The 26,584-nt window shown below is 32.2% G+C and carries 30 protein-coding genes and 2 rRNA genes; 30 read left to right on the top strand and 2 right to left on the bottom strand.

What is annotated here, in order from left to right; all coding sequences use genetic code 11:
- The 27 genes from B9N53_RS04585 to B9N53_RS09495 all read left to right on the top strand — a co-directional run.
- Window positions 1-105 (top strand): 23S ribosomal RNA (locus B9N53_RS04585); the annotation flags it as partial.
- Between the two features lie 42 nt (window positions 106-147).
- Window positions 148-264, top strand: a 5S ribosomal RNA gene (gene rrf, locus B9N53_RS04580).
- Window positions 265-1,092: 828 nt separating this feature from the next.
- Entirely contained in the window at window positions 1,093-1,719 is a 627-nt protein-coding gene (locus tag B9N53_RS04575; RefSeq protein WP_094203885.1) for a thioredoxin family protein, read from the top strand.
- A complete protein-coding gene (locus B9N53_RS04570; protein WP_094203884.1) occupies window positions 1,712-2,395 on the top strand; it encodes a cytochrome c biogenesis CcdA family protein in 684 nt (227 codons plus the stop codon). The genes B9N53_RS04575 and B9N53_RS04570 overlap by 8 nt, the downstream gene beginning before the upstream one ends.
- A gap of 11 nt (window positions 2,396-2,406) precedes the next feature.
- Window positions 2,407-3,720 (top strand): transcription termination factor Rho, encoded by a 1,314-nt coding sequence (rho, locus tag B9N53_RS04565; protein ID WP_094203883.1) that lies wholly within the window; start codon window positions 2,407-2,409, stop codon window positions 3,718-3,720.
- Window positions 3,721-3,820: 100 nt separating this feature from the next.
- On the top strand, window positions 3,821-4,024 hold the full coding sequence (gene rpmE, locus B9N53_RS04560) for a 50S ribosomal protein L31 (RefSeq protein ID WP_002836835.1): 204 nt from the start codon (window positions 3,821-3,823) through the stop codon (window positions 4,022-4,024).
- Between the two features lie 78 nt (window positions 4,025-4,102).
- Complete coding sequence (locus B9N53_RS04555) at window positions 4,103-4,999, top strand: DUF1385 domain-containing protein (protein ID WP_094203882.1); 897 nt, start codon at window positions 4,103-4,105, stop codon at window positions 4,997-4,999.
- Window positions 4,993-5,784 (top strand): peptide chain release factor N(5)-glutamine methyltransferase, encoded by a 792-nt coding sequence (prmC, locus tag B9N53_RS04550; RefSeq protein ID WP_094203881.1) that lies wholly within the window; start codon window positions 4,993-4,995, stop codon window positions 5,782-5,784. The genes B9N53_RS04555 and prmC overlap by 7 nt, the downstream gene beginning before the upstream one ends.
- A gap of 2 nt (window positions 5,785-5,786) precedes the next feature.
- Window positions 5,787-6,854: a peptide chain release factor 1 gene (prfA, locus tag B9N53_RS04545; protein ID WP_094203880.1), complete on the top strand. Its 1,068-nt coding sequence runs from the start codon at window positions 5,787-5,789 to the stop codon at window positions 6,852-6,854.
- Window positions 6,855-6,942: 88 nt separating this feature from the next.
- The gene (locus B9N53_RS04540) at window positions 6,943-8,190 is read left to right on the top strand and encodes a bifunctional folylpolyglutamate synthase/dihydrofolate synthase (protein WP_094203879.1); all 1,248 of its coding nucleotides are present in this window, start codon (window positions 6,943-6,945) and stop codon (window positions 8,188-8,190) included.
- Entirely contained in the window at window positions 8,177-9,082 is a 906-nt protein-coding gene (gene murB, locus B9N53_RS04535; RefSeq protein WP_094203878.1) for a UDP-N-acetylmuramate dehydrogenase, read from the top strand. The genes B9N53_RS04540 and murB overlap by 14 nt, the downstream gene beginning before the upstream one ends.
- Window positions 9,072-9,821, top strand: a complete 750-nt coding sequence (locus B9N53_RS04530; RefSeq protein WP_094203877.1) for a PHP domain-containing protein — start codon at window positions 9,072-9,074, stop codon at window positions 9,819-9,821. The genes murB and B9N53_RS04530 overlap by 11 nt, the downstream gene beginning before the upstream one ends.
- A gap of 8 nt (window positions 9,822-9,829) precedes the next feature.
- A complete protein-coding gene (gene rapZ / locus B9N53_RS04525; RefSeq protein ID WP_094203876.1) occupies window positions 9,830-10,687 on the top strand; it encodes an RNase adapter RapZ in 858 nt (285 codons plus the stop codon).
- Window positions 10,656-11,642 carry a gluconeogenesis factor YvcK family protein gene (locus B9N53_RS04520; RefSeq protein ID WP_094203875.1) on the top strand — a complete coding sequence of 329 codons (987 nt, stop codon included), beginning with the start codon at window positions 10,656-10,658 and terminating at the stop codon, window positions 11,640-11,642. Before rapZ ends, B9N53_RS04520 begins: the two co-directional genes overlap by 32 nt.
- A gap of 1 nt (window position 11,643) precedes the next feature.
- Entirely contained in the window at window positions 11,644-12,672 is a 1,029-nt protein-coding gene (locus B9N53_RS04515) for an L-threonylcarbamoyladenylate synthase (RefSeq protein WP_094203874.1), read from the top strand.
- 44 nt (window positions 12,673-12,716) lie between these two features.
- On the top strand, window positions 12,717-13,346 hold the full coding sequence (gene upp / locus B9N53_RS04510; RefSeq protein WP_094203873.1) for a uracil phosphoribosyltransferase: 630 nt from the start codon (window positions 12,717-12,719) through the stop codon (window positions 13,344-13,346).
- An 81-nt stretch (window positions 13,347-13,427) separates the two neighbouring features.
- Window positions 13,428-13,739: a hypothetical protein gene (locus B9N53_RS04505; protein ID WP_094203872.1), complete on the top strand. Its 312-nt coding sequence runs from the start codon at window positions 13,428-13,430 to the stop codon at window positions 13,737-13,739.
- The gene (locus B9N53_RS04500) at window positions 13,739-15,679 is read left to right on the top strand and encodes a V-type ATP synthase subunit I (RefSeq protein ID WP_094203871.1); all 1,941 of its coding nucleotides are present in this window, start codon (window positions 13,739-13,741) and stop codon (window positions 15,677-15,679) included. Before B9N53_RS04505 ends, B9N53_RS04500 begins: the two co-directional genes overlap by 1 nt.
- A gap of 9 nt (window positions 15,680-15,688) precedes the next feature.
- On the top strand, window positions 15,689-16,165 hold the full coding sequence (locus B9N53_RS04495) for a V-type ATP synthase subunit K (RefSeq protein ID WP_094203870.1): 477 nt from the start codon (window positions 15,689-15,691) through the stop codon (window positions 16,163-16,165).
- A gap of 11 nt (window positions 16,166-16,176) precedes the next feature.
- The gene (locus tag B9N53_RS04490; protein WP_094203869.1) at window positions 16,177-16,731 is read left to right on the top strand and encodes a V-type ATP synthase subunit E; all 555 of its coding nucleotides are present in this window, start codon (window positions 16,177-16,179) and stop codon (window positions 16,729-16,731) included.
- An 8-nt stretch (window positions 16,732-16,739) separates the two neighbouring features.
- Window positions 16,740-17,738 (top strand): V-type ATP synthase subunit C, encoded by a 999-nt coding sequence (locus B9N53_RS04485; protein ID WP_094203868.1) that lies wholly within the window; start codon window positions 16,740-16,742, stop codon window positions 17,736-17,738.
- A complete protein-coding gene (locus B9N53_RS04480; RefSeq protein ID WP_002836812.1) occupies window positions 17,731-18,042 on the top strand; it encodes a V-type ATP synthase subunit F in 312 nt (103 codons plus the stop codon). Before B9N53_RS04485 ends, B9N53_RS04480 begins: the two co-directional genes overlap by 8 nt.
- 13 nt (window positions 18,043-18,055) lie before the next feature.
- Complete coding sequence (locus tag B9N53_RS04475; protein WP_094203867.1) at window positions 18,056-19,819, top strand: V-type ATP synthase subunit A; 1,764 nt, start codon at window positions 18,056-18,058, stop codon at window positions 19,817-19,819.
- On the top strand, window positions 19,819-21,207 hold the full coding sequence (locus tag B9N53_RS04470; protein WP_094203866.1) for a V-type ATP synthase subunit B: 1,389 nt from the start codon (window positions 19,819-19,821) through the stop codon (window positions 21,205-21,207). Before B9N53_RS04475 ends, B9N53_RS04470 begins: the two co-directional genes overlap by 1 nt.
- Entirely contained in the window at window positions 21,207-21,857 is a 651-nt protein-coding gene (locus B9N53_RS04465; RefSeq protein WP_094203865.1) for a V-type ATP synthase subunit D, read from the top strand. The genes B9N53_RS04470 and B9N53_RS04465 overlap by 1 nt, the downstream gene beginning before the upstream one ends.
- Window positions 21,858-21,951: 94 nt before the next feature.
- Window positions 21,952-22,092, top strand: a complete 141-nt coding sequence (locus B9N53_RS09305) for a YaaA family protein (RefSeq protein ID WP_242432401.1) — start codon at window positions 21,952-21,954, stop codon at window positions 22,090-22,092.
- Window positions 22,093-22,105: 13 nt separating this feature from the next.
- Entirely contained in the window at window positions 22,106-22,231 is a 126-nt protein-coding gene (locus tag B9N53_RS09495; protein WP_275542208.1) for a hypothetical protein, read from the top strand.
- A 44-nt stretch (window positions 22,232-22,275) separates the two neighbouring features.
- Here B9N53_RS09495 and B9N53_RS04455 read toward each other — a convergent pair whose 3' ends face one another.
- Both B9N53_RS04455 and B9N53_RS04450 read right to left on the bottom strand, forming a co-directional pair.
- The gene (locus B9N53_RS04455; protein ID WP_094203864.1) at window positions 22,276-23,121 is read right to left on the bottom strand and encodes an AraC family transcriptional regulator; all 846 of its coding nucleotides are present in this window, start codon (window positions 23,119-23,121) and stop codon (window positions 22,276-22,278) included.
- A complete protein-coding gene (locus B9N53_RS04450) occupies window positions 23,114-23,536 on the bottom strand; it encodes a Fur family transcriptional regulator (protein WP_094203863.1) in 423 nt (140 codons plus the stop codon). Before B9N53_RS04450 ends, B9N53_RS04455 begins: the two co-directional genes overlap by 8 nt.
- 122 nt (window positions 23,537-23,658) lie before the next feature.
- On the opposite strand from B9N53_RS04450, the gene uraA reads away from it, so the two are divergent.
- The 3 genes from uraA to B9N53_RS04435 all read left to right on the top strand — a co-directional run bounded on the left by uraA (window position 23,659) and on the right by B9N53_RS04435 (window position 26,577).
- On the top strand, window positions 23,659-24,915 hold the full coding sequence (gene uraA, locus B9N53_RS04445; protein WP_094203862.1) for a uracil permease: 1,257 nt from the start codon (window positions 23,659-23,661) through the stop codon (window positions 24,913-24,915).
- Window positions 24,916-25,010: 95 nt separating this feature from the next.
- A complete protein-coding gene (locus tag B9N53_RS04440) occupies window positions 25,011-25,697 on the top strand; it encodes a response regulator transcription factor (protein WP_242432400.1) in 687 nt (228 codons plus the stop codon).
- Window positions 25,672-26,577 carry a sensor histidine kinase gene (locus tag B9N53_RS04435; protein WP_094203860.1) on the top strand — a complete coding sequence of 302 codons (906 nt, stop codon included), beginning with the start codon at window positions 25,672-25,674 and terminating at the stop codon, window positions 26,575-26,577. Before B9N53_RS04440 ends, B9N53_RS04435 begins: the two co-directional genes overlap by 26 nt.
- Window positions 26,578-26,584 lie beyond the last annotated feature (7 nt).

Here is a 26,584-nt window from a genome sequence, read left to right as displayed (position 1 = left end):
AAGATTTCTATGAGATTACTTGAAGAAAACAAGATAGATAGGTCAGAGGTGTAAAGATAGTAATATCAAAGCTAACTGATACTAATAAATCGAAAACTTGACTGGAAATATATACTGTTATTGATTGGAAATGAAGAATTGAATAAGTATGGTGATAAGAGCAAGAGGGATACACCTGTACCCATGCCGAACACAGAAGTTAAGCCTCTTAACGCCGATGGTACTACGATGGAAACGTCGTGGGAGAGTAGGTAGTCGCCAAACAATTAAGATCTAGTGATGACAATGTCCGCTAGGTCTTTTTTTGTGCGTTCTTTTAACTATACTAAGATAGAAAATGGTTTATAGAATTCGCTATACAACAGTTGTAAGACACATGTAGGTCAAAAATCTGAGCAAACATCTCGCACGAATATCTAGACTACGAAAATAAATAAATTCAAAGCTTGTGAACCTAAAATTGTGAACTCGTGCTAAGCACTCAGACAGCACAATTTTTTAACGGTTCCCTTCGCTTGAATTTATGATTATTTTCTCCGTATGATATTCTTTGCTTCGATTGTTTGCTTGAAGGTTTCGCAGTGTTGGGGATTGCAGAGAGAGGATAGAAAATGATAAAAAATTTTTCACAAGACAACAGTTGCAGGACACACAGAGGTCATAAATCAGAGCAAACATCTTGCACGAATATCTAGACTACGAAAATAAATAAATTCAAAGCTTGTGAACCTAAAATTGTGAACTCGTGCTACGCACTCAAACAGCACAATTTTTTAACGGTTCACTTCACTTGAATTTAGGGTTATTTTCTCCGTATGATATTCTTTGCTTCGATTGTTTGCTTTAAAGTTTCGCTAGATTGGGGAATGCAAAACAAGGATAAAAATCTTCCAGGGATTTTTTATACAAGGGGTAGGATACGGAAAGATCAAATTAACAATAAATATCTATTGCCAATATTTGATATTTATGGATAAAATTGCAAGTGTGATTACTAAGGTGTAAATAAAAGTACAAGTTTGATATAATAATATAGCAAATCAATAGTAATTTGAATATGTAATAGGTTAAAAGTAAAGAAAGGAAATGATTATGAAGAGTAATAAATCAAAATCTATTTTAGTTATTGCATTTATTGCGGTAGCTGTTTTGATTATGTTTTTTATAAAGAATAAACCAGTTATGCCAATTAATAATGATAATAGTGCTAAGCAAACTGAGACTGATGGAAATGTTAAAGAAGATAGTAGTTCTAGTAGTGAGAATAAAAGTTCATCAGATTTGAATAATTTCAAGGAAGCTTACAAGGAAGTAGACAAGGAAGATGTTTTATTTGCTGGAAAGGATGCTGGTTTTGAGAAGTTTTTTTCATATGATAAGCCTGTTTTTGTAAACTTTACTTGGATTGAATGTGCTCCTTGTAAGGAAATGGCTCCATATATAGACAATACTTTCAATAAGTTCAAGGGGAAAGCTGTTGTTAAGGATGTTGAAGTTAATGTAAACAATGATTTTGCATCACAAGCTGGTATTAGAGTTACTCCTACACAAATTTTTATTCCTTTAAAAGAAGATTTTAAATTTTCTGAAAAAGGTCAAAGCGTGATGGATGAGTATTTCCAAGAGGTTACTGTTAATGGTAAAAAGGGATATATTCACGAAGGTTTGTTGAAGGAAAATGAATTAGAAATATTGATTTCGGATATGATCAATGGATAGTTTATTAGAATTTTTGTCAAAATTAGTCAAGGATTATGTTTATTTGGCTCCTATTATTTCTTTGGTTGCGGGGATTTTGACTAGTTTTCTCCCCTGCTCATTGCCGATGATTCCAATTATAATTGGGTATTTGTCAGGGAATAATTACGATAAGAAAAAATCGTTCAAAGTGGCTTTTGTTTTTAGTTTAGGTAGTATTTTAGTTTTTACAATTTTCGGATTGACGGCTGCCTTAGTAGGAAAAATTTTAAATCAATTTAGTAGAGTTTTTTATATTGTTATTGGAATACTTTTAATTCTTATGGCGTTTCAAAATTGGCATGTTATTAAGATTATTAGCTTAAATAAGTCTAGCAAAATTACAAAAACTGGACTTTTGGGAGCTTTTCTAGCTGGCGTTATTCAAGCGGTGTTTGCATCTCCATGTTCAACACCTGTTTTGGTTTCATTGATGGCTATAGCGGCTAATACTAGAAATATTTTATTTTCTATTATTTTGTTCGTATTTTATGGTATTGGGAATTGCTTTTTGGTATTTATGTCTGCTTTATTGATGGGTAAAGTCGAAGAGATTATTCAAAATGATTCATATACTAAGATTTCTAAAATTATAGAAATAGTTCTTGGTGCAGTATTGATGTTATTTGGATTGTATTTCTTGTACCAAGGTATTTAGGAGGAAATTTATTGGAAAAAGACATATTAGAATCAAAAAAATTACAAGATTTGAAGATTATTGCTAAGGCTGTAGGTGTTGCAGGTATTAGCAAATACAATAAACAAGATTTGATAAAAGAGATTATAAGTCAGGTTAATATTAACGAGAGAAATAATTCTGAGGAAGATTACGATGATACTTCTAATGATGAAAAAGATGTGAAGGATCCATTGAAAGTGGAAGGAATCTTAGATTTGCACGAAAATGGATATGGATTTTTGCGATCGGAAGGATATGATTCAGGAGATGATGATATTTATGTTCCACCTGTTCAAGTTAGAAGATTTAAACTAAAGACAGGAGATTTCGTAGAAGGATTATGTCGTGAAAAAAAAGATAAAGAAAAATTCAATGCATTGATTTATGTGAATCGTGTAAATGGAGATACGGTTGAAAATCTGAGAAATAGACCTGATTTTGAAAATTTGACACCTATTTATCCAAGAGAAAGATTGACTTTAGAAAGAGATTCTAAGAATGTTTCAATGAGAATTATGGATTTAATAAGTCCTGTTGGAAAGGGACAAAGAGGATTGATAGTGGCATCTCCTAAAACTGGTAAGACGACTTTGCTTAAAAATATTGCAAATTCAATAAGAAAAAATTATCCGGAAATTCATGTTATTGTTTTGTTGATTGACGAAAGACCGGAAGAAGTTACAGATATGAAGCGTTCTGTTTTAGGAGCGGATGTAGTAGCATCTACTTTTGATGAGATGCCTCAGAATCATATTAGGGTTGCTGAAATCGTGATTGAAAGAGCCAAGAGGCTTGTAGAACACAAAAAGGATGTTGTAATATTGGTTGATTCAATTACTAGATTATCTCGTGCATATAATGTTACTAGTCCTTATTCGGGTAAGACATTGTCTGGAGGACTTGATCCTCTAGCATTGAATGGTCCTAAAAGATTTTTCGGTGCTGCAAGAAATATTGAAGAAGGCGGTTCATTGACTATATTGGCGACAGCTTTGATTGAAACGGGTTCCAGAATGGATGATGTTATTTTCGAAGAATTCAAGGGAACTGGAAATATGGAAATCAAATTGGATAGGAATTTGTCGGAACAAAGAGTATTCCCTGCGATTGATTTGAACAAATCTGGAACTAGAAAAGATGAATTGCTTCTTACAAAAGAAGAATTATCTGCAATTAATAAAATCAGAAAACAATTGAATTCACAGGAAAATAAAGATATTGCGAATCAAATTATCAAAATGATTAAAAACACAAAATCAAACCAAGAATTTGTAAAATCAATAAATAATTTGCAAAGTTTGTAAAGAAAATTATAATGAAATATTCAAATTTTGTAGACAAGTTCATACTCATGTGTTATAATAGGTAAGTCGAAAATAATTTTGAGAAAAACGAGGTGATAATATGAAAAAAGATTTACATCCAGAATACCACGAAGCTACAGTAACTTGCGCTTCTTGTGGCAATACTTTTAAAGTAGGATCTACTAAAGAAAACATAAACGTCGAAGTTTGTAGTCAATGTCACCCATTTTATACAGGACGTCAAAGATTTGTAGAACATGGTGGTAGAGTAGAAAAATTCAAGAAAAAATACAACATGGATTAGCATTTTTGCCAGTACCTTTTTGGTGCTGGTATTTTTGTGTTAAAAAATAGATAATGAACAATGAAAAGGTAAATTGAAATGAAGAAAACGACAATAGGAGGACAAGCTTTAATCGAGGGAATTTTGATGAGAGGTCCTTCGAAGTATTCAATAGCGGTCAGAAAACCTGATCAAGAAATTGATTTGGTTGTAAAAGACTTAGAAAACAATATAATAAATTTGATGAAGATTCCTTTCATAAGAGGAATTGTTAGTTTGTTTGATTCGATGAAGTTGGGAATGGATGCTTTGATGTATTCTGCAAGTTTTTATGAAGATGATAGCGAAAACTTCTTCGACAAACATTTAAAAAACAATGCCAGAAAAGTAGAAAATGTGTTTTCAATAATTGCATCAGTGGCATTGGCACTATTGTTTTTCTTCTTCATTCCAACATTTCTTACATCATTTGTTAAGCTTAATGATTCATCTTTTAGTTTCAATTTAATCGAAGGATTGATACGAATTATAATATTTTTCACATATCTTTTTATAGTTTCACATTCAAAAGATATGAAAAGAGTGTTTGAATATCATGGTGCTGAACACAAAAGTATTTATTGTTATGAACAAGGGCTGGATTTGACGGTTGAAAATGTTAGAAAACAAAGCAGACTTCATCCAAGATGTGGTACTAGTTTTTTGTTTACGGTTATGATAATTTCCATTTTGGTGTTGAGCTTAGTTGGATGGCCAAATCCACTGATGAGAATGATGTATCGTATCATATTACTTCCTGTGATTGTGTCAATCTCTTATGAAATTAATAGATTAATCGGAAAATATGACAATACAATAACGGCACTACTTGTGAAGCCAGGATTATGGGTTCAAAAGTTTTTTACAGTGAGAGAACCTGATGACAAGATGATAGAAGTTGCTATATTGGCACTTAAAAGTGTAATTCCAGAAAAAGAAGATGAAGATTTATGGTAATAAATGATATTTATAATTTGTTCGACAAATCTGATTGTCTGATGATTTTGGAAAAATTATACAACTATAGTTTCTCTGATTCTATTATTCATTCGAATGATGAGATAAGTGAGGATGATGAGAAAACAATATTAGAATATAAAAAACTTTACGATGAAGATATTCCGATTGAATATATACTTGGATTCAAGTACTTTTACAATAGAAAGTTTTATACGGATCCTAATGTTTTGATTCCTAGATTTGATACTGAAATTTTAGTAGATGAAATAATCAAGACTAATCGTAAGTTTGACAATATACTTGAAATCGGAATTGGCTCGGGGATAATATCAATCACTTTGAATTTGGAATTGGATTCAAAAGTTTTAGGAGTGGATATAAACGAAAAAGCTATTGAACTTTCCAAGAAAAATGCAGAGAGTTTGAATGCAACTGACGTTGAATTTATTTATTCTGATTTGTATGAGAATGTGAATTCTAAGTATGATTTGATAGTTTCCAATCCGCCTTATATAGACAAAAAAGATTTCAATTTACTTGAAACAAAGATTTTAAAAGAACCACGCTCTGCACTTTTTGGTGGAGATGATGGACTTTATTTTTATAGAAAGATAATAAATAAAGCTAGTGATTATTTAAATGAAGATGGTATGATTGCTTTTGAAATAGGATATAATCAAAGAGAGAGTATATTTCAAATTTTAGATGAAAATGGATTCAAAAATCACTACTGCATAAAAGACTTTAACGGTTTTGATAGAGTAATAATTGCGAGGAGGTAATTATGTTTGAAAATTTAGATAGTGTTGTAGATAAATTCAAAGACTTAGAAGTAAAAGTCGCAGATCCTGAAGTTATCGCTGACATGGAAAATTGGACGAAATTAATGAAAGAACACGCTGATTTAGAACCAGTTGTTAATAAATATTTGTCTTACAAAGACAATTTGAAAAATTTGGAAGAAGACAAGGAGATGTTGGGAACTACTGGAGATAGTGAAATGGAAGAACTATTGAAAGACGAAATCTCAACATTGGAAGAACAAATCGAAAATGATCAAGAAGAGTTGAAGATTTTGTTGTTGCCAAAAGATCCTAACGACGAAAAGAACGTGTTTATTGAAATAAGAGCAGGTGCCGGTGGAGATGAGGCAGGATTATTTGCTGGTGAACTTTTGAGAATGTACCAAATGTATTCAGACAAGAAACGCTGGACAACAGAAGTTATGGATATTCAACAACAAGGTGTTGGTGGAATCAAAGAAGTTGTAATGATGGTAAAAGGAAAAGGCGCTTATTCTAGATTAAAATACGAATCTGGAGTTCACAGGGTACAAAGAGTTCCTCAAACTGAAAGTTCAGGAAGAATTCACACTTCTACTGCAACTGTTGCGGTATTGCCAGAAGCAGAAGATGTCGATGTTAAAATCGAACAAAAAGATTTGAGAATTGACGTGTTCAGAGCAAGTGGTAATGGTGGTCAATGCGTAAACACTACTGACTCTGCTGTTAGAATCACACACATTCCAACAGGGCTTGTAGTAACATGTCAAGATGAAAAATCACAAATCAAGAACAAAGACAAAGCTATGAAAGTTTTGAAATCTAGATTGTACGATTTGATGGAAGAAGAAAAGAATAAAGACAGAGCAGATGCGCGTAAATCCCAAGTAGGTACAGGAGATCGTTCTGAAAGAATTAGAACTTACAACTTCCCACAAGGAAGAATAACTGATCACAGAATCAACAAAACAATATTCCAATTACAAAATTTCTTAGATGGAGATATCGAAGAAATGATTGACGATTTGACAAGCTATGATCAAGCTGAAAAATTAAAAATGATGAATTAAAAATTAACTCGAGTTTAAACGCTCGAGTTTTTTATATTATAGCAAGTAATGATATAATTAGATATATATTTAAATTTAGGAGAAAAAAATGAATAGCGAATTAATTTATGAATATTTGGACAAAATCGGAAGAGATGGTTACAAGTTGGGACTTGACAGAATGCAAAAAACTTTGAAAATTCTAGGCAATCCCGAAAAAAGTTTTAAAATAATTCACGTTGCAGGAACCAACGGTAAAGGTTCCACATCAACTTTTATATACCAAACACTTAAAGAACACGGATATAAAACTGGACTTTTTACATCACCTCACATAATTAATTTTTACGATAGAATAAAAATCGACAAAGAAATTTCAGAAGAAGATTTCATGAGAATTTTCGAAATTATCAAGGACACTATTGAAGAAAATGATATAAAAGTGTCTACATTCGAATTTATAACTTTGTGTGCGATTTACTATTTTGCAGAACAAAAATGTGAATATGTTGTTCTTGAAGTTGGAATGGGTGGAAGATTGGATGCTACTAACGCTACAGATGAAACTTTGTTATCTGTAATTACAAAAATTGGATTGGATCATCAAGAGTATTTGGGAAATACTTTAGAAGAAATCGCATACGAAAAAGCTTGTATTATGAAACAAAATGGAAGATGTGTTGTTTATGATCAACAAGAAAGTGTATTAGATGTATTCAGAGAAGTTGCAGAAGAAAGAAACAACAAGCTATACATTTGCGATTTTGACGAAGCAAAAAACATCGAAATCAACGCAACCCATAACTCTTTTGATTGGAAAAATTTGCACATCGAAACTAGATTAGTTGGAAGATATCAATTATACAACGCCCAATTGGCATTGAGTGCTATTGATGTTTTAAGAGATGAACTTGATTTGTCGGATGAAGATATAATAAAAGGTTTCAAAAACGCATACATTCCGGCAAGATTTGATGTAATTAGACACAATCCTACAGTGATTTACGATGGTGGACACAATGCAGATGGTGTAAAAGCTTTGAAATCATCAATAGAATCTGTGTTTGGCGATAAAAAAATCGTGTTTGTTTACGGAGTTTTGAAGGACAAGGACTACAACGACGAAATCAAACTAATTCACGAAAATGCCAAGGCATTTGTGACATTTACGCCAGACTCACCAAGAGCATTAAAAGCAGAAGATTTGAAGAAGCAAATCGAAGCCTACAGTGATAATGTTGTTGCAAAATCAAATGTAAATGACGCTGTGGATTATGCTATTGAACATTTCAAAGATGATGTAATTATAATTTTCGGAACATTGTACAGTGCGGAGCAAGCTTATGAACATTTATAAACAAGTTTTTGATGGGAAAAACATCGGAGAAATTTTGTACGATGAACCAATGAAAAATCACACTACCTTCAAAATTGGAGGTAGTTGTGATGTTATGATATTTCCTCAAACCGAAGAACAAATAATAAATGCCATTCAATTAATAAAGCAAAACGACTTTGCTTACAGAATTATAGGTAACGGATCAAATTTGTTAGTTAGCGATGAAGGTTTGAGGGAAGTTGTAATTAAACTACACGATAATTTCAATGACATGAAAATTGATGGGGACACTTTAACGGCAAGATCAGGGGCATTATTGAGCGCTGTCAGTAAATTAGCTATTAACAACTCATACGCTGGTTTTGAAGCTGTTAGCGGCATACCTGGAGACATTGGAGGGGCTATTACAATGAATGCAGGTGCCTATGGAACAGAAATGAAAGATATTGTTCACAGAGTTAAGGTGATTGATTCAAATTTGAATGTAAAATATTATAGCTGTGATGAGATGGATTTTTCATACAGACATTCAAGAGTTCAAGATGAAAAATTAGTCGTTTTGGAAGTTGAATTTTTGCTAAAAAAAGGTGACCAACAAGAAATCCTCAATAATTTTCACGATTACACAGAAAGACGAACATCAAAGCAACCATTGGAACTTCCTTCTTGCGGCTCAGTTTTCAAAAGACCAGAAGGACACTTTGCGGGACAATTGATTGATCAAGCAGGTCTTAGAGGCTACAGATACAATGATGCGATGGTTAGCGAAAAACATTGCGGTTTCATAGTAAATGTTGGAGATGCAAAATGCTCTGATGTTGTAGCGGTTATAGAACATGTGCAAGAAGTCGTGTTTGAAAAATTCAATGTAAAGTTAGAACCAGAAGTGAGAATTATCGGTGGAAAATAAGATAAAATTAACCAGAGAATATCACGTGCATTCGGTTTACAGTCGTAACAATCACGGCAAAAGTACAATCGAAGAAATAGTGCAAGAAGCCAGATCAAAAAAGTTGAAGACTATAAGCATAACTGATCACGGTCCAGGACACATAATGTATGGGATAAAAAGAAAATTAATTCCTGTGCAACGTGAAGAAATTGATAGGCTCAAAGAAAAATACGATGATATCGAAATTTTGATGGGAGTTGAAGCTAACGTAATTGGCTACGACGGAGAGATAGATATTAGAGAAGAAGAAAAAAAGTATTTTGATTTTATCAATCTTGGATTTCACGATGGAGTTAGATTTGTAGACAAAAAATCTTTTTATAATTATCATGTTTTAAAAAGAATGAGCTGGATGGGACAATCCGTCAGAGAAAAAATGATTGAATTGAATACAAATACAATGGTAAAAGCATTGGAGAACAACGATATTTTTATAATAACGCATCCTGGGGATAAAATAGATGTGGATATAGACAGAATCGCACAAACATGCGAAAAAACAAACACGGTTATGGAGATTAATAATCATCATCCACATTTATCAGTAGAAGAAATCAAAATTTCTTCACATTATAATGTTAAATTTAGTTTAGGGAGTGATGCTCATCACAGAAAAAATATTGCAAATGTGAATGATAGCATCAAAAGAGTAATTGAATCAGGGTTGGATATTAGTAGAATTATAAACATCGATTAGGAGAATTCATGGAAGTTGTAATTATCACAGGAATGAGTGGAGCTGGTAAAAGTGCCAGCAGCGATATTTTTGAAGATTTGGGATATTATACATTGGATAATATGCCGCCATCTCTTTTATTGAGTTTTATCGATTTGACTACAAAAAGCAAGAAAAAAATCAACAAAATCGCATGCGTAGTAGATATTAGAGGTGGGGAATTCTTCGCTGATTTGATGAAATCCATAACACTTTTGAAAAATCAAAGTATTGATGTCAAAATTTTGTATTTGGATGCATCAGATGAAATTCTAATCAGAAGATACAAAGAACATAGAAGACCACATCCATTGGCAGTCAATGGAAATATTTCAGAAGGTATAGCTAATGAAAGAGAACTTCTAACTGAAGTCAGAAATTCAGCAGATTCAATCATCAACACTTCTAATTTGACACTGGGAGAATTGAGAAGAAAAATATTATCTGCATTTTCACTTAAAGATGTAGACACAAAACTAGCGATATCTGTAGTATCATTTGGATTTAAGCATGGAATTTTGCTGGATGCAGATTTGATATTTGATGTCAGGTTTCTTCCGAATCCCTACTATATAGAAAAATTAAAAAAATCTTCTGGACTAAATACAGATATAAAAGAGTATGTATTTGGATTTGAAGAAGCAAATGAATTCATGGATAAATTGGTGGATATGTTGGAATTTTTGATTCCTAAATATTCAAAAGAAGGAAAGACAAACTTGGTTATAGGAATAGGATGCACCGGCGGAAAGCACAGGTCCGTTGCAATAGCACAAGCTTTGACAGCAAGGCTTGAAGGAAATGGAGAAAAAGTTTATGTATCCCACAGAGACCAAAAATTTTGGTAAAAAGATAGTAACTATCGGTGGAGGAACAGGCAATTCTATATTGTTAAGAGGCGTCAAGAATTTCACATCAAACATAACTACGATTGTAACGGTAGCTGATGATGGTGGAGGAAGTGGAGTTCTTAGAGAAGATTTGGGAATGTTACCTCCTGGTGACATTAGAAATTGTCTTGTGGCACTTGCTAATACTGAACCGATAATGGAAAAATTAATTAATTATAGATTTTCAAATGGTCAATTAAAAGGGCAGAGCTTAGGCAATTTATTGATAGCTGCGATGAATGATATTTGTGGTGATTTCAACGAAGCTATAAGAGAAATAAGCAATGTTTTGGCGATTACGGGAAAAGTGTTGCCAATGACTTTGGATAATGTCAAATTATTTGCAGAATTGGAAGATGGTTCGACTATTGAAGGTGAATCGAACATCACGTTTTTGAATAGAAAAAACGGAGGTAAAATAAAAAGAGTATACACATCACCTAAACTTCTTTTGCCATTAAAAGAATCCATAGATAGTATAATGGATGCTGACATTGTACTTTTAGGTCCAGGGTCTTTGTACACATCAATAATTCCCAATCTTTTAGTAACAGACATATCACAAGCGCTAAAAGAAACAAAGGCAGAAGTTGTGTACATATTGAACATAATGACTCAACCTGGTGAAACTAATGGTTACAGTGTTACAGATCATGTAGTTGCCATTATTGATCACGCAAATTCAAACATTATCGACAAAATCGTCGTTAATTCCAAAGAAGTAGACAAATACGCGAAGTACAGATACAAATCAATTGAGAATTCTACGCCGATTTATATTACAGATGAAGATCGTGAAAATATGGAAAAATTAGGCATAGAAATCATAGAAGCCGATATATGTGATATCAGCTATGATTACATCGTGCATGATTCGAATAAATTGATGAAAACTATATTAGAAAGATATTAGTATGAATACGATTATTGAAAAATTAGACGGACAAAACAAAATACACGCACTTGAAAAAGCTGCAGATTTAATAAAAAATGGAAGTGTAGTTGCATTTCCAACAGAAACAGTATACGGATTAGGTGCAAATGGATTAGACGAAGATGCTTGTAAGAAGATATTCGATGTCAAGAGAAGAAAAAGAGACAATCCACTAATTCTACACGTAACTAACGAGGAAATGGTCAGAAATTTATCGTCAGAAATCACTGAAGATCAGAAAAAATTGATGGATAATTTGTGGCCAGGTCCATTGACTATAATTTTCAAAAAAAGTGACAAAGTTAATGACGTTGTAAGTTGTGGAGGGAATACCGTAGCAATTAGAAACCCGTCAGATGAAATCGCAAGATTTTTGATAGATAAATCTAATTGTCCGATAGCAGCACCCTCTGCGAACAAATCAGGAAGACCATCACCAACTAACGCACAAGATGTGTACAGTGATATGCAAGGTGAGATTGAAATGATTTTGGATGGAGGAAGTTGCAACATCGGAATAGAATCCACGGTTGTCGATTTGACAGAAAAACCATACACCATACTTAGACCGGGGTTTTACACAAAAGAAGATTTGGAAGAGTATTTGGATGAGGTTGTATACGATAAATCATTAATCGATTCTAAGACTATTCCGAAATCACCAGGACAAAAATACAAGCACTACGCACCTAAAACAAAACTCATAGTAATCAAAGGAAACATGGATAACATACAAAATTATGTTGATAGCTTAGAAATAAATACCGATGAAATTGGATTTATACTCACAGAAGAAACAGCGCAGAATGTAAACTTCAAAAATGTAAAAATTATTTCAAAACGAAATGATTATTTGAACTTTGCGCATAATATCTTCGCTTACCTCAGAGAATTAGACAAATTAAATTACAAATTATTAATTTGTGAAGGGGTAAATGAACAAAAAATGGGTATAAGTATAATGAACAGGCTTAAAAAATCTTGTGCTAATAACATAAAAATAATTTAGTATGTTATAATAAAGAGTATAAAGATTATTTTATAGGAGGAATTATGAGTAAAGTAACTGTATTTGATCATCCGTTGATTAAACACAAATTAACAATTTTACGTGATAAAAACACAGGAAGCAATCAATTTAGACAGTTAGTTTCTGAAATAGCAACTTTAATGTGCTATGAAGTTACTAGAGACTTTAAATTAGAAGATTGCGAAGTAGAAACTCCGATAGGAACAACTACCGGCCAAACTCTTAGTGGGAAAAAGTTGGGAGTAGTTCCAATTTTAAGAGCAGGTTTGGGAATGGTTGAAGGATTCTTAAGTGTATTACCAGCAGCAAAGGTGGGACACATTGGATTGTACAGAGATCCTGAAACATTAAAACCTGTTGAATATTATTGTAAATTGCCAAAAGATGTCGAAGAAAGAGATATTATCGTTGTGGACCCAATGCTTGCAACAGGTGGTTCTGCAGAAGCAGCGATTACTTTCTTAAAAGAACATGGATGTAAAAACATCAAATTGGTTAATATTATAGCAGCTCCAGAAGGAATCAAAATGGTTCAAGAAAAGCATCCAGATGTAGATATATACGTGGCAGGTCTTGATGAAAAATTAAACGAACACGGTTATATTGTACCTGGTTTAGGGGATGCAGGAGATAGATTATTTGGTACTAAATAGCTTTAAAGCTTTTAGTTATATACTTATGGTTTTAGAGTATTTTTCATATTCTAAAACCATCTCTAATTAGGAGGTGAAACAATGTCAGATACTGCTATATCAAAAATTAAAGAAGCTGAAGAGAAGGCTAAGCTTATTGTCGATGAAGCTAATGAAAAAAGAAAAAGCATTTTAGAAGATGCAAAATCAGAAGCTGCGCAAAAATACGATGAAATTATCAACGAAGCACAAAAAGTTCGAAATGAAAAACTAGAATCTTCAAAGAATAAAGCAATTGAAGAATCAAAAGATTTGGAACAAAAAGCCAAGATGAATAATGAAAGTATTAAAAACATCGACACTGATACAGTTGAAGGACTTGTAGACAAAATCGTTGAAAGGATAGTGAGTTAATGGCTATTGTAAAAATGAGCAAATTTGATTTGTATTCATTTGATTATGATAGGGAAAAATTACTCGAAGATCTTCAAAAGTTTAATTATGTTCATATTGATGAAAAGAAAGTAGAAGACGAAAATCAAGGTGTAAGGAATTTAGATAATTCTGAACAAATTGTTAGCACTAGTGAAAAGCTTACCAAAGTAAAATGGTCTATAGATTTGCTTGAAAAGTATTCAGAAAAGCACAATAAGATAGACGAATTAAAGCAAGGTAAGAAAACATTTAGACTAGATGAGCTTACTAAAAAAGCACTTGATTTTGACTTTGATGAACACTACAAAGAACTTTCATCTTTGGATAAACAACTAACTGAACTTGATCAGAACAATCAAACTTTGAACCAAAAAAAATCTGAATTAACTCCATGGGAGGAGTTAGATTTGGATATTTCAAAGATTGATGATTTTGAAAGAGTTAAGGTGGTTACTGGAACTGTAAGTGATAAATTCATCGATCAGTTGAAATTAAACACAAAAGACATTGAAGATATTTATATCGAAGAAATTTCTCGTAATTCAGGCTTTGTTTACTTGCTTGTTATCGCTAAGGATTATGAAAAGGCGCAAGATATCCTAAGAGACAATGGATTTGTCAACATTAATATTAAAGCACATGGACTTGTAAAAGATGAAATTAAGAATATTGACGAACAAATCATTGCAAACAAAAAGCATTACAAAGAAATTGAAGATCAAATTAAATCAAAAACAGATTTGACTGAACAATTTAAGATTTATCATGATTATCTTGAAAACAACAGCTTAAAAGAAGAAGCTACAAGTAAAATTAAGAAGACGGATAAGATTGATATAATCGAAGGATATATTCCTACAGATAAGGAAAAAGATTTTGAAAATCTACTACAAAACTCATTGAATAATAAGTATTATTTGGAAATGAATCCAGCAGATAAAAACGATCCAAATGTACCGATTATTTTGAAAAACAGAGGATTTGCAAAAGCTTTTGAAAGTATAACGGGAATGTATTCATTGCCAAAATACAACGAAGTTGATCCAACACCATTATTGGCACCTTTCTATTGTTTCTTCTCAGGAATGATGATTGGTGATTTGGGATACGGATTGATTGTATTTTTAGCAATAATAGTAGCTCTCAAGGTTTTTAATCTTGATGAAAAGAAAAAGCAATTCTTGAAATTCTTTATGTTCATATCAATTGCCTCAATGTTCTGGGGATACATTTATGGATCATTCTTTGGTGGAATAATACCGATGACACCTATAATTGACACAAGCAAAAACGCAATGACTTTAATAGTTTTATGCTTAATCTTTGGTTTTATACATTTATTCTTTGCATTGGGAATCAAGGCTTACATGTTGATTAGAGATCACAAGCCTTTAGATGCATTTTATGATGTTGGACTATGGTATTTAATTATTATTAGTATATTAGTTTTACTAATTGGTAAGACTTTAGCATTGCCAGCTGTGGCATTGACAATTGCAAAATGGATTGCTATAGCATCAGCTGTTGGAATTATTCTTACAGCAGGAAGAGATGCAAAAAGCATCGGTGGTAAGCTTGGTTCAGGATTGTATTCATTGTACGGAATATCTGGCTGGATTGGAGATTTCGTATCTTATATGAGACTTATGGCATTGGGCTTATCAGGAGCATATATTGCAGTAGCAATTAATATGATTGTAAAAATGATGGCTGAATCAAGTATCATAGGATTTATATTTGGACTTATCGTATTCGTGGTATTCCAAGCATTCAACGCATTCTTATCTTACTTGTCAGCATACGTTCACTCTGCAAGATTGATTTTCGTAGAAATGTTTAACAAATTCTACGAAGGTGGCGGAGTACCATTCAAGAAACTTATAACAGAATCAGAATATTTTAATATAACAAACAAATAGGAGGATATTATGGAAAAATTCTTTTTAGAAAACGGTGGATTAGTTTTAGGAGTATTATCAGTAGTAATAGCAGTTTTGTTCTCAGGTATGGGATCTGCTAAAGGTGTAGGTAGAGCAGGGGAAGCTGCAGCTGGAGTAGTTATTGAAGAACCAGAAAAATTTGGTAAATCATTAGTACTTCAATTATTACCAGGTACACAAGGTTTGTACGGTTTCGTAATTGGTATCTTAATTCTATTCAAACTTGTAGGTGGAAATATTTCTCTAGCACAAGGATATGTTTACATTGCAGCAGCATTACCAGTAGGTGTTGTAGGATATTTCTCAGCAATTGCTCAAAGTAAAGTAGCAGTTAGTGGTATCAATATCTTAGCAAAGAATGAACCTCAACAAGCAAAAGGTATTATCTATGCCGTAATGGTTGAGTTATATGCCATCTTAGCATTCGCTATTTCATTCTTATTAATGAACCAAATCCAAGCTTAATGGTGATTTAGATGTCTAATTTAGATAATATAATTAATGAAATTCTTGAAGATGCAAAAAAAGAATCTGAACAAATTCTGAATAATGCAAACCAAGAAAAAGAAAAAATCATTGAAACTAAAATAGACCAGGCTAATCAAGAAAAAGATACAATATTAAAAAAAGCAGAATCTGAGGCAAAAGGCGTATATGATAGACATTTATCTCAAGTTGTTTTAAAGTCAAGAGATAATGCACTTTTTGCAAAGCAAGAAGTAATCGATAGTGTTTTACAAAAAATTAAAGATAAATTAAAGAATATGTCACTTGAAGATTATAAAAAATACTTAACAAACAGTTTATCAAAAATGGATTTGAATAGTGATGATTTGTTAGTATTACAATCTGATAAGTACGACAGTTTGAAGAATGAAAACTTTAATGTAAAAGTATCAGATGAAACAGTTGAAAGCGGATTTTGTATTAAAAGAGGTAATGTATTAATCAATAATAATTTTTCTTCACTGGTCGATTCAATGAAAGATGAATTGGAAGTAGAAATTGCAAAAACTCTTTTTAAGAAGTAGGTGATAATATGAAAAAAGAAGATTTCATACATCAATCTGCTATAACTCGTGTCAAAGAAAAGGAATTGTTGAGTAAGAATGATTATGAAAGACTGATAGATGCAAGTAATTTAGAAGAAACTGTAAGATTACTTTCGGATTCAGTGTATCAATCAGAATTTGCAAAGCTTGATAATTATAAGAATTACGATGTTGCTTTGAAAAATGAGTTAAAAAAGACTTATAAATACATGTATGATATGAGTAGTTTCCAATTTCCTGTCGATTTAATGGCATTAAAATACGATTATCATAATTTAAAAGTTTTGATTAAAGAATATCTAAAAAATGAAGATTTTTCTTCAATGTTAAGCGATATAACTAGAATTGAATTCAAGAGCATGAGAGATTCAATTAGAGAAAATACTGAAATTGAAATGGAACATTTTGATAAAGTTATTAAAGAATCAATCGCTGACTATGAAGAGAACAAAGATCCTCAAATGGTAGATATTTATGCTGACAGAGAATATTTTGTGGAAACTTCAGAAATTGCAAAACAAATTGACTCAGATTTGATAAATGAATACGTTGAAGATTTGATAGATTTTACTAATATTAAAACTTTACTTAGAGTTCAAAATCAAAAGAAAAGCTTAGAATTTTTGAAAAAAGTCATTATTCCTAATGGAAGTATTGAATCTGAAAAGTTTGAAAGTGAATTGCATTCTGAAATTACTGAAGATAGTCCATTATTCAAACAAGCTAGAATTTACTACTATGTAAAGGAAGCTATCAGCGAGTATAAGAAATCAAATAGTTTATCTGTCTTTGAAAAGGCAATGGATGATTATTTGATGGAAAAAATCAAAGAAATCAAAAAGGTTACTTATGGACCTGAGGTTTTATTTGGATATTTATTTGCAAAAGAAACTGAAATTAAGAATTTGAGGATTATTTTTGTAGGAAAGATTAACTCATTGAAACCTGATTATATCAGGAGTAAGTTGAGGTTAAGTTATGCGTAAAAAAGTAGCTGTAGTAGGTGATAGAGATTCTGTGTTGGTCTTCAAAGCTTTGGGAGTAGATGTTTTTGAATCTATTGAAAGCACTGATGCTAGAAAAACAGTTGATAGATTAGCAAAAGAAGACTACGGAGTGATTTTTATTACTGAACAAATAGCAGAAAAAATCAAAGAAACAATAGATAGATATAATGATAAAGTTTCACCAGCTATTATCTTGATACCTTCTAATCAAGGTAGCTTGAACATTGGAATGAACAGAATCAATACCAATGTCGAAAAAGCTGTTGGAGCGAACATTTTGTAAAGGAGAGCTTATATTGAAAGAAGGTAAAGTATTAAAAGTATCCGGACCTTTAGTAGTTGCTGAAGGAATGGAAAACGCAAGCGTATATGACGTTGTTGAGGTTTCAGACGATAAGCTCATTGGAGAGATTATTGAAATGAGAGGCGATAAAGCCTCAATTCAAGTATATGAAGAAACAACAGGAATCGGCCCTGGAGATAAAGTCGTATCTACAGGACACCCACTTTCAATTGAATTGGGACCTGGTATATTAGAGCAAATGTTTGATGGTATTCAAAGACCATTAAAATCATTGCAAGAAAAAGCTGGAGACTTCTTGTTAAGAGGAGTTAGCGCTCCATCATTAAACAGAGAAAAGAAATGGGAATTCAAACCTGTTAAATCTGTTGGTGATGAAGTAGAAGCAGGAGATATTATAGGTGAAGTTCAAGAAACTGAAGTAATTGTTCACAAGATAATGGTTCCAGCTAATGTATCTGGTAAAATCAAATCAATTGAATCTGGAGAATTCACTGTTGATCAAACAGTTTGCGTTGTAGAACAAGATTCTAAAGATATTGAAATAAATATGATTCAAAGATGGCCTGTAAGAAATGGTAGACCTTACAAAGAAAAGGAAGATCCAATCAGACCATTGATCACTGGTCAAAGAGTTATCGATACATTCTTCCCAGTTGCAAAAGGTGGTACTGCAGCAATTCCAGGACCTTTCGGTAGTGGTAAAACAGTAGTTCAACACCAATTAGCTAAATGGGCAGATGCTGAAATAGTTGTGTACGTAGGTTGTGGAGAACGTGGTAATGAAATGACTGACGTTCTTAATGAATTCCCTGAATTGATTGACCCTAAGACTGGACAATCATTGATGAAGAGAACTGTTTTGATAGCGAATACTTCAAACATGCCAGTAGCAGCCAGAGAAGCAAGTATCTACACTGGAATTACAATCGCTGAATACTACAGAGATATGGGTTATTCAGTGGCGATGATGGCCGACTCAACATCAAGATGGGCAGAAGCTCTTCGTGAAATGAGTGGTAGACTTGAAGAAATGCCTGGTGATGAAGGTTATCCTGCATATTTGGCATCAAGAATTGCTGATTTCTACGAACGTGCAGGAAAAGTAAAATGTTTAGGTAGTGATGGAAGAGACGGATCATTGACAGTTATCGGTGCGGTATCTCCTCCAGGTGGAGATATTTCAGAACCAGTTACACAATCTACGCTTAGAATTGTAAAAGTATTCTGGGGATTGGATTACGCATTAAGTTATATGAGACACTTCCCAGCTATAAACTGGATTAACTCTTATTCATTGTATCAAGATAAAATCGACGAATATTTGGATGGTAACGTAGATAGTAATTTCTCAGATTACAGAAAACAAGCTATGAAATTATTACAAGAAGAATCATCTTTACTAGAAATCGTAAGATTGGTTGGACGTGATTCATTAAGTGATGAAGACCAAATCAAACTTGAAACTTCAAAATCATTAAGAGAAGATTTCTTACAACAAAACGCATTCCATGAAACAGATACATTCTGTTCATTGGACAAACAAGCAAAAATGTTGGATTTAATCTTAACATTCCACAAGGAATCTTTGAAAGCTTTGGAAGAAGGAGCTTATGTATCTGAAATTTCAAAACTTGCTGTAAGAGAAAAAATCACACGTGCTAAAAATATTCCAGAAGATGAATTACAAAGATTTGAAGAAATTAAACAAGAAATTAAATCACAAATTACCGATTTAGTTAATGGAGGTGAACGTTAATGATTAAAGATTATAATTCAGTAACAGAAGTAGTCGGACCATTAATGGCGGTAGAAGGTGTAGAAGGCGTAAAATTCGACGAACTTGTTGAAATAGAATTACAAGATGGAGAAAAAAGACGTGGTCGTGTTGTAGAAATTGACCACGATGTAGCGATGGTTCAAGTATTCGAAGGTACATCAGGAATTAACTTACAAGAAACTACAGTAAGATTTTTGGGAAGACCTTTGGAACTTGGAGTATCCGAAGATATGATCGGTAGAGTATTCGATGGTTTAGGTAGACCAATAGATAATGGTCCTAAAATTATTCCAGAAGATAAAGTGGACATCAATGGTTCGTCTATCAATCCAGTATCTAGAGACTATCCATCAGAATTTATCGAAACAGGCGTATCTACAATAGATGGTTTGAACACTCTTGTTAGAGGACAAAAACTTCCTATATTCTCAGGATCAGGTCTTCCTCACAACAAATTGGCAGCTCAAATAGCAAGACAAGCAAAAGTTTTGGGTAAAGATGATAAATTCGCCGTAGTATTCGCTGCGATGGGAATAACATTTGAAGAAGCTCAATATTTCATCGGAGACTTCAATAAAACAGGCGCTATCGACAGAGCAGTATTGTTCATGAACTTAGCTGATGACCCAGCAATTGAACGTCTTTCAACACCAAAAATGGCGCTTACTTGTGCAGAATTCTTGGCTTTTGAAAAGGGAATGCACGTATTAGTAATCATGACAGACATGACAAACTACGCAGAAGCACTTCGTGAAGTATCTGCTGCCAGAAAAGAAGTTCCAGGTCGTAGAGGATATCCAGGATATTTGTACACTGACCTTGCAACTTTATATGAAAGAGCTGGAAGAATCGTTGGAAGAGAAGGATCTATTACACAAATTCCTATCTTGACAATGCCAGAAGATGATATTACTCACCCAATACCAGACTTGACAGGATACATTACAGAAGGTCAAATCATACTTTCGCGTGAATTATACAAGAAAGGATATGAACCTCCTATTAATGCTATTCCATCATTATCAAGACTTAAAGATAAAGGTATTGGTAAAGGCAAAACAAGAGAAGACCACGCAGATACAATGAACCAAATCTACGCAGGATATGCGTCTGGACTTGATGCAAAACAATTATCTGCAATCCTCGGTGAATCTGCGTTGAGTGATGCTGACAAAGCATTTGCAAAATTCGCTGAAAGATTCGAAAGCGAATATGTAGATCAAGGTTATTATACTGATAGGTCGATCGAAGAAACTCTTAATATCGGCTGGGATTTATTAAAAGAAATACCACGTACAGAATTGAAGAGAATTAAAGACGAATTGATAGATAAATATATTGGAAATGGTGAAGGGACTGATGAGTAATGGCAAGACTCAACGTCAATCCTACAAGAATGGCTCTATCGGAGCTGAAAGCTAGACTCAAAACATCTTCCAGAGGTCATAAGTTATTAAAAGACAAACAAGACGAACTTATGAGACAATTCATTGAAATGATTAAAGAAAACAAAGCTCTAAGAGAAAAAGTTGAAGCGAAACTTCAAAACTCATTCAGTGATTTTCTAATGGCAAGTGCAATAATGAGTCCAGAGTTTTTAGATGAAGCAGTATCATTTCCTAAAACAAAGGTAAATGTAGATATTGAAACTAAAAACGTAATGAGTGTAATTATTCCACAAATGAAATTCTCTCGTGAAGGTGAAGCTGATTCTAGTGAAATATATCCTTATGGATATGCTCAAACATCACAAGATTTGGACTTGGCAATTGACTCATTGAATTCAGTTATGGATGATATGTTGGAATTAGCTCAAATCGAAAAAGCCACACAATTAATGGCGGATGAAATTGAGCAAACTAGAAGAAGAGTAAACGCTTTGGAATATAGAACAATTCCTGATTTGGAAGAAACAATTAAATATATCAGAGCAAAGCTTGATGAAAACGAACGTGCTAATATTACAAGACTTATGAAAGTCAAAGATATTATCGCAAAGCAAGAAAACGAAGCATAAAAATAGGACTGGGTAAAATAATCTTGGAATTAGATTACTCAGTCTTTTTTTATGGTAATATAATTAGTAGAATGAAAAATATGTAGAGGACAGTATGAAGATTATAATTTCACCCGCAAAAACATTTAAAATTAGAAAATTAAAAAACAAGAGTTCTAGTTGTCTATATGAAAACAAGAAAAATAAGCTAGTTTCTATAATAAAAGAAAAATCCGTTGAAGAACTCAAAAAGTAGAATGGTAAATTATATGGCAAGAAATAATGTTGATGATATTGAACAATTGAAGAAATTTTCTTGTGATGGATATAATTATTCTGAAGGTTACAGTGATATAAATAAGCTTGTTTTCGTGAAAACAAAAGCGTCAGTTTAACTAAAAATAGACTTTGTTTGTAACATGTTAATGTTAAACAAAGTCTATTTTTTGATTTTTTTGATTTTCGTTTTGTATTTATTTCTATAATCATTTGGTGTAACTTTTACTACTCTACGAAATGCCTGATCAAAATAAGATTGCGAATTAAATCCACAGAGTTTTGCTATATCGTTGATTGGCTTGTTAGATGTTTTCAATAACAACATTGCAGACTCCATTCTTCTGTTAAGCAAAAATTGCATCGGAGTTTTCCCGTAATCATTTTTGAATTCGTGGATTAAATGTGATTTGGAAACCATGAATTTTTCTGAAATGGAATCTAATGTGATTTCTTGATTAAAATTTTCATAAATATAATCTTCGACATGTTTAGTAAATGAATCCTGTGATGGATCATCCATTGTGAACTTCAAATCGCCACGTCTTTGGATTTCTGTAATCAAAATACTTATCAAACAAGAGCACACTCTTTGGTATCTAAATCTCTTATACTTGGCTTCTTCCAAAATTTTGTTGATATAGTACAAAATTACCATATCACGGTCGTTGATGTGATTGTGTTTGATACTAAGCACTGCCTTATCTTTTTGTTCTGTATCAAATGATACTTCAGAAATAGCCAGTGTATAGAACTCAAAACTTTCCGATTTAGAAATTTCTGTAATTCTGGAACCCTGATTTACGATTAACACATCAAAAGGGAGAATTTCTATCTTTTTGTCATTTACAATAAAAGTTCCATTTCCTTTAAGACAATAATACATTTGATAGAATGGGAGAATCCCTCGTTTTATTTCTTCCTTCATTTTAAGTTCGGTTTTAGAAATAAACAATAACTTGATGTACAAATCATCTCTAGGTTCAATCTTGTAAAACTCACTATTCATTTTCTTTATCCAAGCAATCCTTGCATATTCCGTTAATCAAAATATTTGTTGAATTGATTTTGAAACCTTTTAAATCAGAGCTTTCCACATTATTATCCATATTAAAATTGTAAATCTTGCCACATTTATCACATTTAAAATGTCCGTGAGTCTCTGTTGTAATGTCATATCTTAGCTCTGAATTATCGATGTTAAGTTCAGATACAATACCAGCTTTTGCGAAGACTTTAACTGTATTATAGATAGTTGTTCTAGATAATGTATTTAATTTTGGAGCTAAATTTCTGTAAATATCATCTACAGTTGGATGAATATGATGATTTTCCAAATAATCTAAAATTACAATTCTTTGATATGTAGGTTTAATACCATTGTCCAGTAATTTTGTTCTTAAATAATTTCCGTTGTTTTCCATAATAATTTCCTTTCAAATAACGCTTTTTATTATATCAGCTAGAAGATATACAAGTCAAACCACTTGAAATATATTTGACTTCAATGTAGAATATATAAGATAAAAAATCAAAGGAGTGTTTTATGAAAAGAATTATTGGAGTAGACGAAAGAGTATCTCCAAAGATGCTAATACCTCTTAGTATTCAACATACTTTCGCAATGTTTGGAGCGAGTGTATTGGTGCCTATAGTTTTGGGGATTAATCCTAGTATTGTTTTATTGATGAACGGTATAGGAACACTGTTATTTATTTTGATTACAAAAAGAAAAGCACCAGCGTATTTGGGAAGTAGTTTCGCTTTCTTGGGACCTGCAACCATAATAATTGGTCAATCGGGATTTCGCTATGCACAAGGAGCTTTTGTTGCGATAGGACTTATTGGATGTATTCTTGCATACATAATTTATAAATTTGGAACGGATTGGATTGACGTCGTTCTGCCTCCTGCTGCTATGGGAAGTGTTGTAAGTTTGATAGGGTTTGAACTTGCACAAGCAACAGTTTCTGGTGGTAAGATTGGGGCAAATATTATGACAGATACAAGAACTACAAATGATGTTATAGTTTTCTTGGTTACATTGTCAGTAGCAATCTTAGGTTCTGTTTTGTTCAAAAAATTCTTAGCTACAATACCAATTTTAATCGCAATTATAACGGGATATATTGTAAGTGTAGCATTAAACATGGTTGATTTTACACCGGTAATGCAAGCATCACTATTTACAATACCTAAATTTCAACTTCCAATATTTGACCTAAAATCAATAATCACAATGTTGCCTGTAATTTTGGTAATAACAAGTGAGCACATTTCACACCAAGTAGTTACAAGTAATATCATAGGAAGAGATTTATTAAAAGAACCTGGTCTTCATAGATCGATTTTTGCAGACAACTTTTCAACAGCATTATCTGGATTTATAGGAGGAGTTCCAACTACAACTTACGGTGAAAACATCGGTGTAATGGCAATTACAAAAGTTTATTCAGTGTATGTAATAGCAGGAGCTGCTTGTATATCAATTTTAATGGCATTTATTGGACCATTATCAGCACTTATTTCATCAATACCAGGAAATGTAATCGGCGGAGTAACATTCTTACTTTACGGAATGATTGGTACAAGTGGTATCAGATTATTAGTAGACCAAAAAGTAGATTACTCACAATCCAAAAACTTAATATTAACTTCTGTAATATTTGTAACAGGACTTTCAGGATTGAAAATAAACTTCTTGGGAGTATCATTATCAGGAATGGTACTAGCATCAGTTGTTGCAGTAGTGTTGAGCTTATTATTCTATGTGTTTGATAGAATGGGAATAATGAACGATTAGGAAATAAAATTAGTGGACTTTTATTAGTTCACTAATTTTTTATTGCAAAAATAGCATAAGTATCATTTTTACTTTAGTTTATGTATAATTTTAGTATGAAGGTTTTAATTATTGAAGACGATAAAATAATTTTAAATTCGCTTAAAAAATATTTAGAAAATTGGGAATACGAAGTGTTCACAAATACTGGAATAAATATTATGGAGGATATCAAAAACATAAAGCCAGATATAATTTTGATGGACATTATTCTTCCTAGTTTTAACGGATATTTTTGGTGCGAAAAAATACGAAATACAACTGACATTCCAATAATTTTCATATCTTCAAAATCAGAGGATTTGGATATAATAATGGGAATGCAGATGGGCGCTGATGATTACATTACCAAGCCATTTAATTTTGATGTACTTATGGTAAAAATCAACGCCGTTATGAAACGATATTATGGCAATAACATCATCAAGAGCGTTTTGGAGTTTAATGATGTCATGCTTTTTTTGAATGAATTCAGATTGGAATTCAATGAGAATAAAACTAACCTCACAAAAACAGAAATGCTAATTTTAAAGTCGTTATTCGAAGCTAAAGGTGAAATAGTAACAAGAGAAAAATTGATGGATCAGTGTTGGCAAAATGATTTTTTCATAGATGATAATACATTGGCTGTGAATATCAATAGAATAAGAAAAAAATTAAACAAACTTGGCTTAGAAGATTTCTTGTTGACGAAAAAATATTCTGGATACTATTTAAATGGCAGAAGTAATCAAAATGAATAAATTAATGTACTTTTTGAAGAAAAACCTCAAGTCTATTTTATTTTTTATATCAATAAATGCTATTTATTTTATGGTCTGTTATTTGAACAATGTGGATATAAAAGTGTTTGTACAAGGCTTTGAAATATGTTTGATAGTATTTTTAATTTATTTGGTAATTAAATACTTAGATTTTCAAAAGGAATTGTCAAAAGATGAGAAAATTGAAGAATTGGAAATGCAAATTGAGAATATTAGAAATCAGTATATCTCATGGCAAAAAGATATCCAAGAATATTTTTCTATGTGGGTACATCAGATTAAAACTCCGATAACCTGCTTGGAAATTTTGACAGAAGATAATACAGAAATGAAAATGCAACTTAAATCAATCGACAATTACACGAATATGGCTATAAATTATTTGAAGCTAAATTTGCACGAAAAAGACATGGATATAAGCGTTGTCGATGTGGATAATTTGCTGAATATTTTGGTCAAAAAATACTCACTTTTGTTCATCAACTCACATATAAGTTTGGATTTTAGAAAAAATGGCTTAAAATGCATTACTGATAGCAAGTGGCTTAGTGTTTTATTGGAACAAATCCTATCTAACGCGATTAAATATTCTGAAAATTCACAGATTATCATAGATTCATTCAAAAAAGATAATGCTGTCGTGATTTTAATAGAAGATCACGGAATAGGGATTCCAGAAGAAGATATCAATAGAATTTTTGATAAAGGATATTCTGGATTTAATGGAAGATTAAAACAAAAATCGAGTGGTTTGGGATTGTATTTGGCAAAATCGATCGCAGATAAACTGGAAATAAATTTGAAAGTCGACTCTGTTGTAGGTCAAGGTAGTAAATTTTATATAATTGTGAATAACTAATCTTACA

It is taken from the genome of Finegoldia magna, assembly GCF_002243175.1.
GTDB lineage: Bacteria > Bacillota > Clostridia > Tissierellales > Peptoniphilaceae > Finegoldia > Finegoldia magna_J.
The sequence above is the reverse complement of the archived record's forward strand: the minus strand, read 5'-3'. Positions and strand labels throughout refer to the sequence as shown.

Bases quoted from the DNA above. Each gene is read 5' to 3' on its own strand.
- B9N53_RS04575 (WP_094203885.1), top strand. From the start codon at position 1,093: ATGAAGAGTAATAAATCAAAATCTATTTTAGTTATTGCATTTATTGCG.
- B9N53_RS04570 (WP_094203884.1), top strand. From the start codon at position 1,712: ATGGATAGTTTATTAGAATTTTTGTCAAAATTAGTCAAGGATTATGTT.
- rpmE (WP_002836835.1), top strand. From the start codon at position 3,821: ATGAAAAAAGATTTACATCCAGAATACCACGAAGCTACAGTAACTTGC.
- B9N53_RS04555 (WP_094203882.1), top strand. From the start codon at position 4,103: ATGAAGAAAACGACAATAGGAGGACAAGCTTTAATCGAGGGAATTTTG.
- prmC (WP_094203881.1), top strand. From the start codon at position 4,993: ATGGTAATAAATGATATTTATAATTTGTTCGACAAATCTGATTGTCTG.
- prfA (WP_094203880.1), top strand. From the start codon at position 5,787: ATGTTTGAAAATTTAGATAGTGTTGTAGATAAATTCAAAGACTTAGAA.
- B9N53_RS04540 (WP_094203879.1), top strand. From the start codon at position 6,943: ATGAATAGCGAATTAATTTATGAATATTTGGACAAAATCGGAAGAGAT.
- murB (WP_094203878.1), top strand. From the start codon at position 8,177: ATGAACATTTATAAACAAGTTTTTGATGGGAAAAACATCGGAGAAATT.
- rapZ (WP_094203876.1), top strand. From the start codon at position 9,830: ATGGAAGTTGTAATTATCACAGGAATGAGTGGAGCTGGTAAAAGTGCC.
- B9N53_RS04520 (WP_094203875.1), top strand. From the start codon at position 10,656: ATGTATCCCACAGAGACCAAAAATTTTGGTAAAAAGATAGTAACTATC.
- B9N53_RS04515 (WP_094203874.1), top strand. From the start codon at position 11,644: ATGAATACGATTATTGAAAAATTAGACGGACAAAACAAAATACACGCA.
- upp (WP_094203873.1), top strand. From the start codon at position 12,717: ATGAGTAAAGTAACTGTATTTGATCATCCGTTGATTAAACACAAATTA.
- B9N53_RS04505 (WP_094203872.1), top strand. From the start codon at position 13,428: ATGTCAGATACTGCTATATCAAAAATTAAAGAAGCTGAAGAGAAGGCT.
- B9N53_RS04500 (WP_094203871.1), top strand. From the start codon at position 13,739: ATGGCTATTGTAAAAATGAGCAAATTTGATTTGTATTCATTTGATTAT.
- B9N53_RS04495 (WP_094203870.1), top strand. From the start codon at position 15,689: ATGGAAAAATTCTTTTTAGAAAACGGTGGATTAGTTTTAGGAGTATTA.
- B9N53_RS04490 (WP_094203869.1), top strand. From the start codon at position 16,177: ATGTCTAATTTAGATAATATAATTAATGAAATTCTTGAAGATGCAAAA.
- B9N53_RS04485 (WP_094203868.1), top strand. From the start codon at position 16,740: ATGAAAAAAGAAGATTTCATACATCAATCTGCTATAACTCGTGTCAAA.
- B9N53_RS04480 (WP_002836812.1), top strand. From the start codon at position 17,731: ATGCGTAAAAAAGTAGCTGTAGTAGGTGATAGAGATTCTGTGTTGGTC.
- B9N53_RS04470 (WP_094203866.1), top strand. From the start codon at position 19,819: ATGATTAAAGATTATAATTCAGTAACAGAAGTAGTCGGACCATTAATG.
- B9N53_RS04465 (WP_094203865.1), top strand. From the start codon at position 21,207: ATGGCAAGACTCAACGTCAATCCTACAAGAATGGCTCTATCGGAGCTG.
- B9N53_RS09305 (WP_242432401.1), top strand. From the start codon at position 21,952: ATGAAGATTATAATTTCACCCGCAAAAACATTTAAAATTAGAAAATTA.
- B9N53_RS09495 (WP_275542208.1), top strand. From the start codon at position 22,106: ATGGCAAGAAATAATGTTGATGATATTGAACAATTGAAGAAATTTTCT.
- B9N53_RS04455 (WP_094203864.1), bottom strand. From the start codon at position 23,121: ATGAATAGTGAGTTTTACAAGATTGAACCTAGAGATGATTTGTACATC.
- B9N53_RS04450 (WP_094203863.1), bottom strand. From the start codon at position 23,536: ATGGAAAACAACGGAAATTATTTAAGAACAAAATTACTGGACAATGGT.
- uraA (WP_094203862.1), top strand. From the start codon at position 23,659: ATGAAAAGAATTATTGGAGTAGACGAAAGAGTATCTCCAAAGATGCTA.
- B9N53_RS04440 (WP_242432400.1), top strand. From the start codon at position 25,011: ATGAAGGTTTTAATTATTGAAGACGATAAAATAATTTTAAATTCGCTT.
- B9N53_RS04435 (WP_094203860.1), top strand. From the start codon at position 25,672: ATGGCAGAAGTAATCAAAATGAATAAATTAATGTACTTTTTGAAGAAA.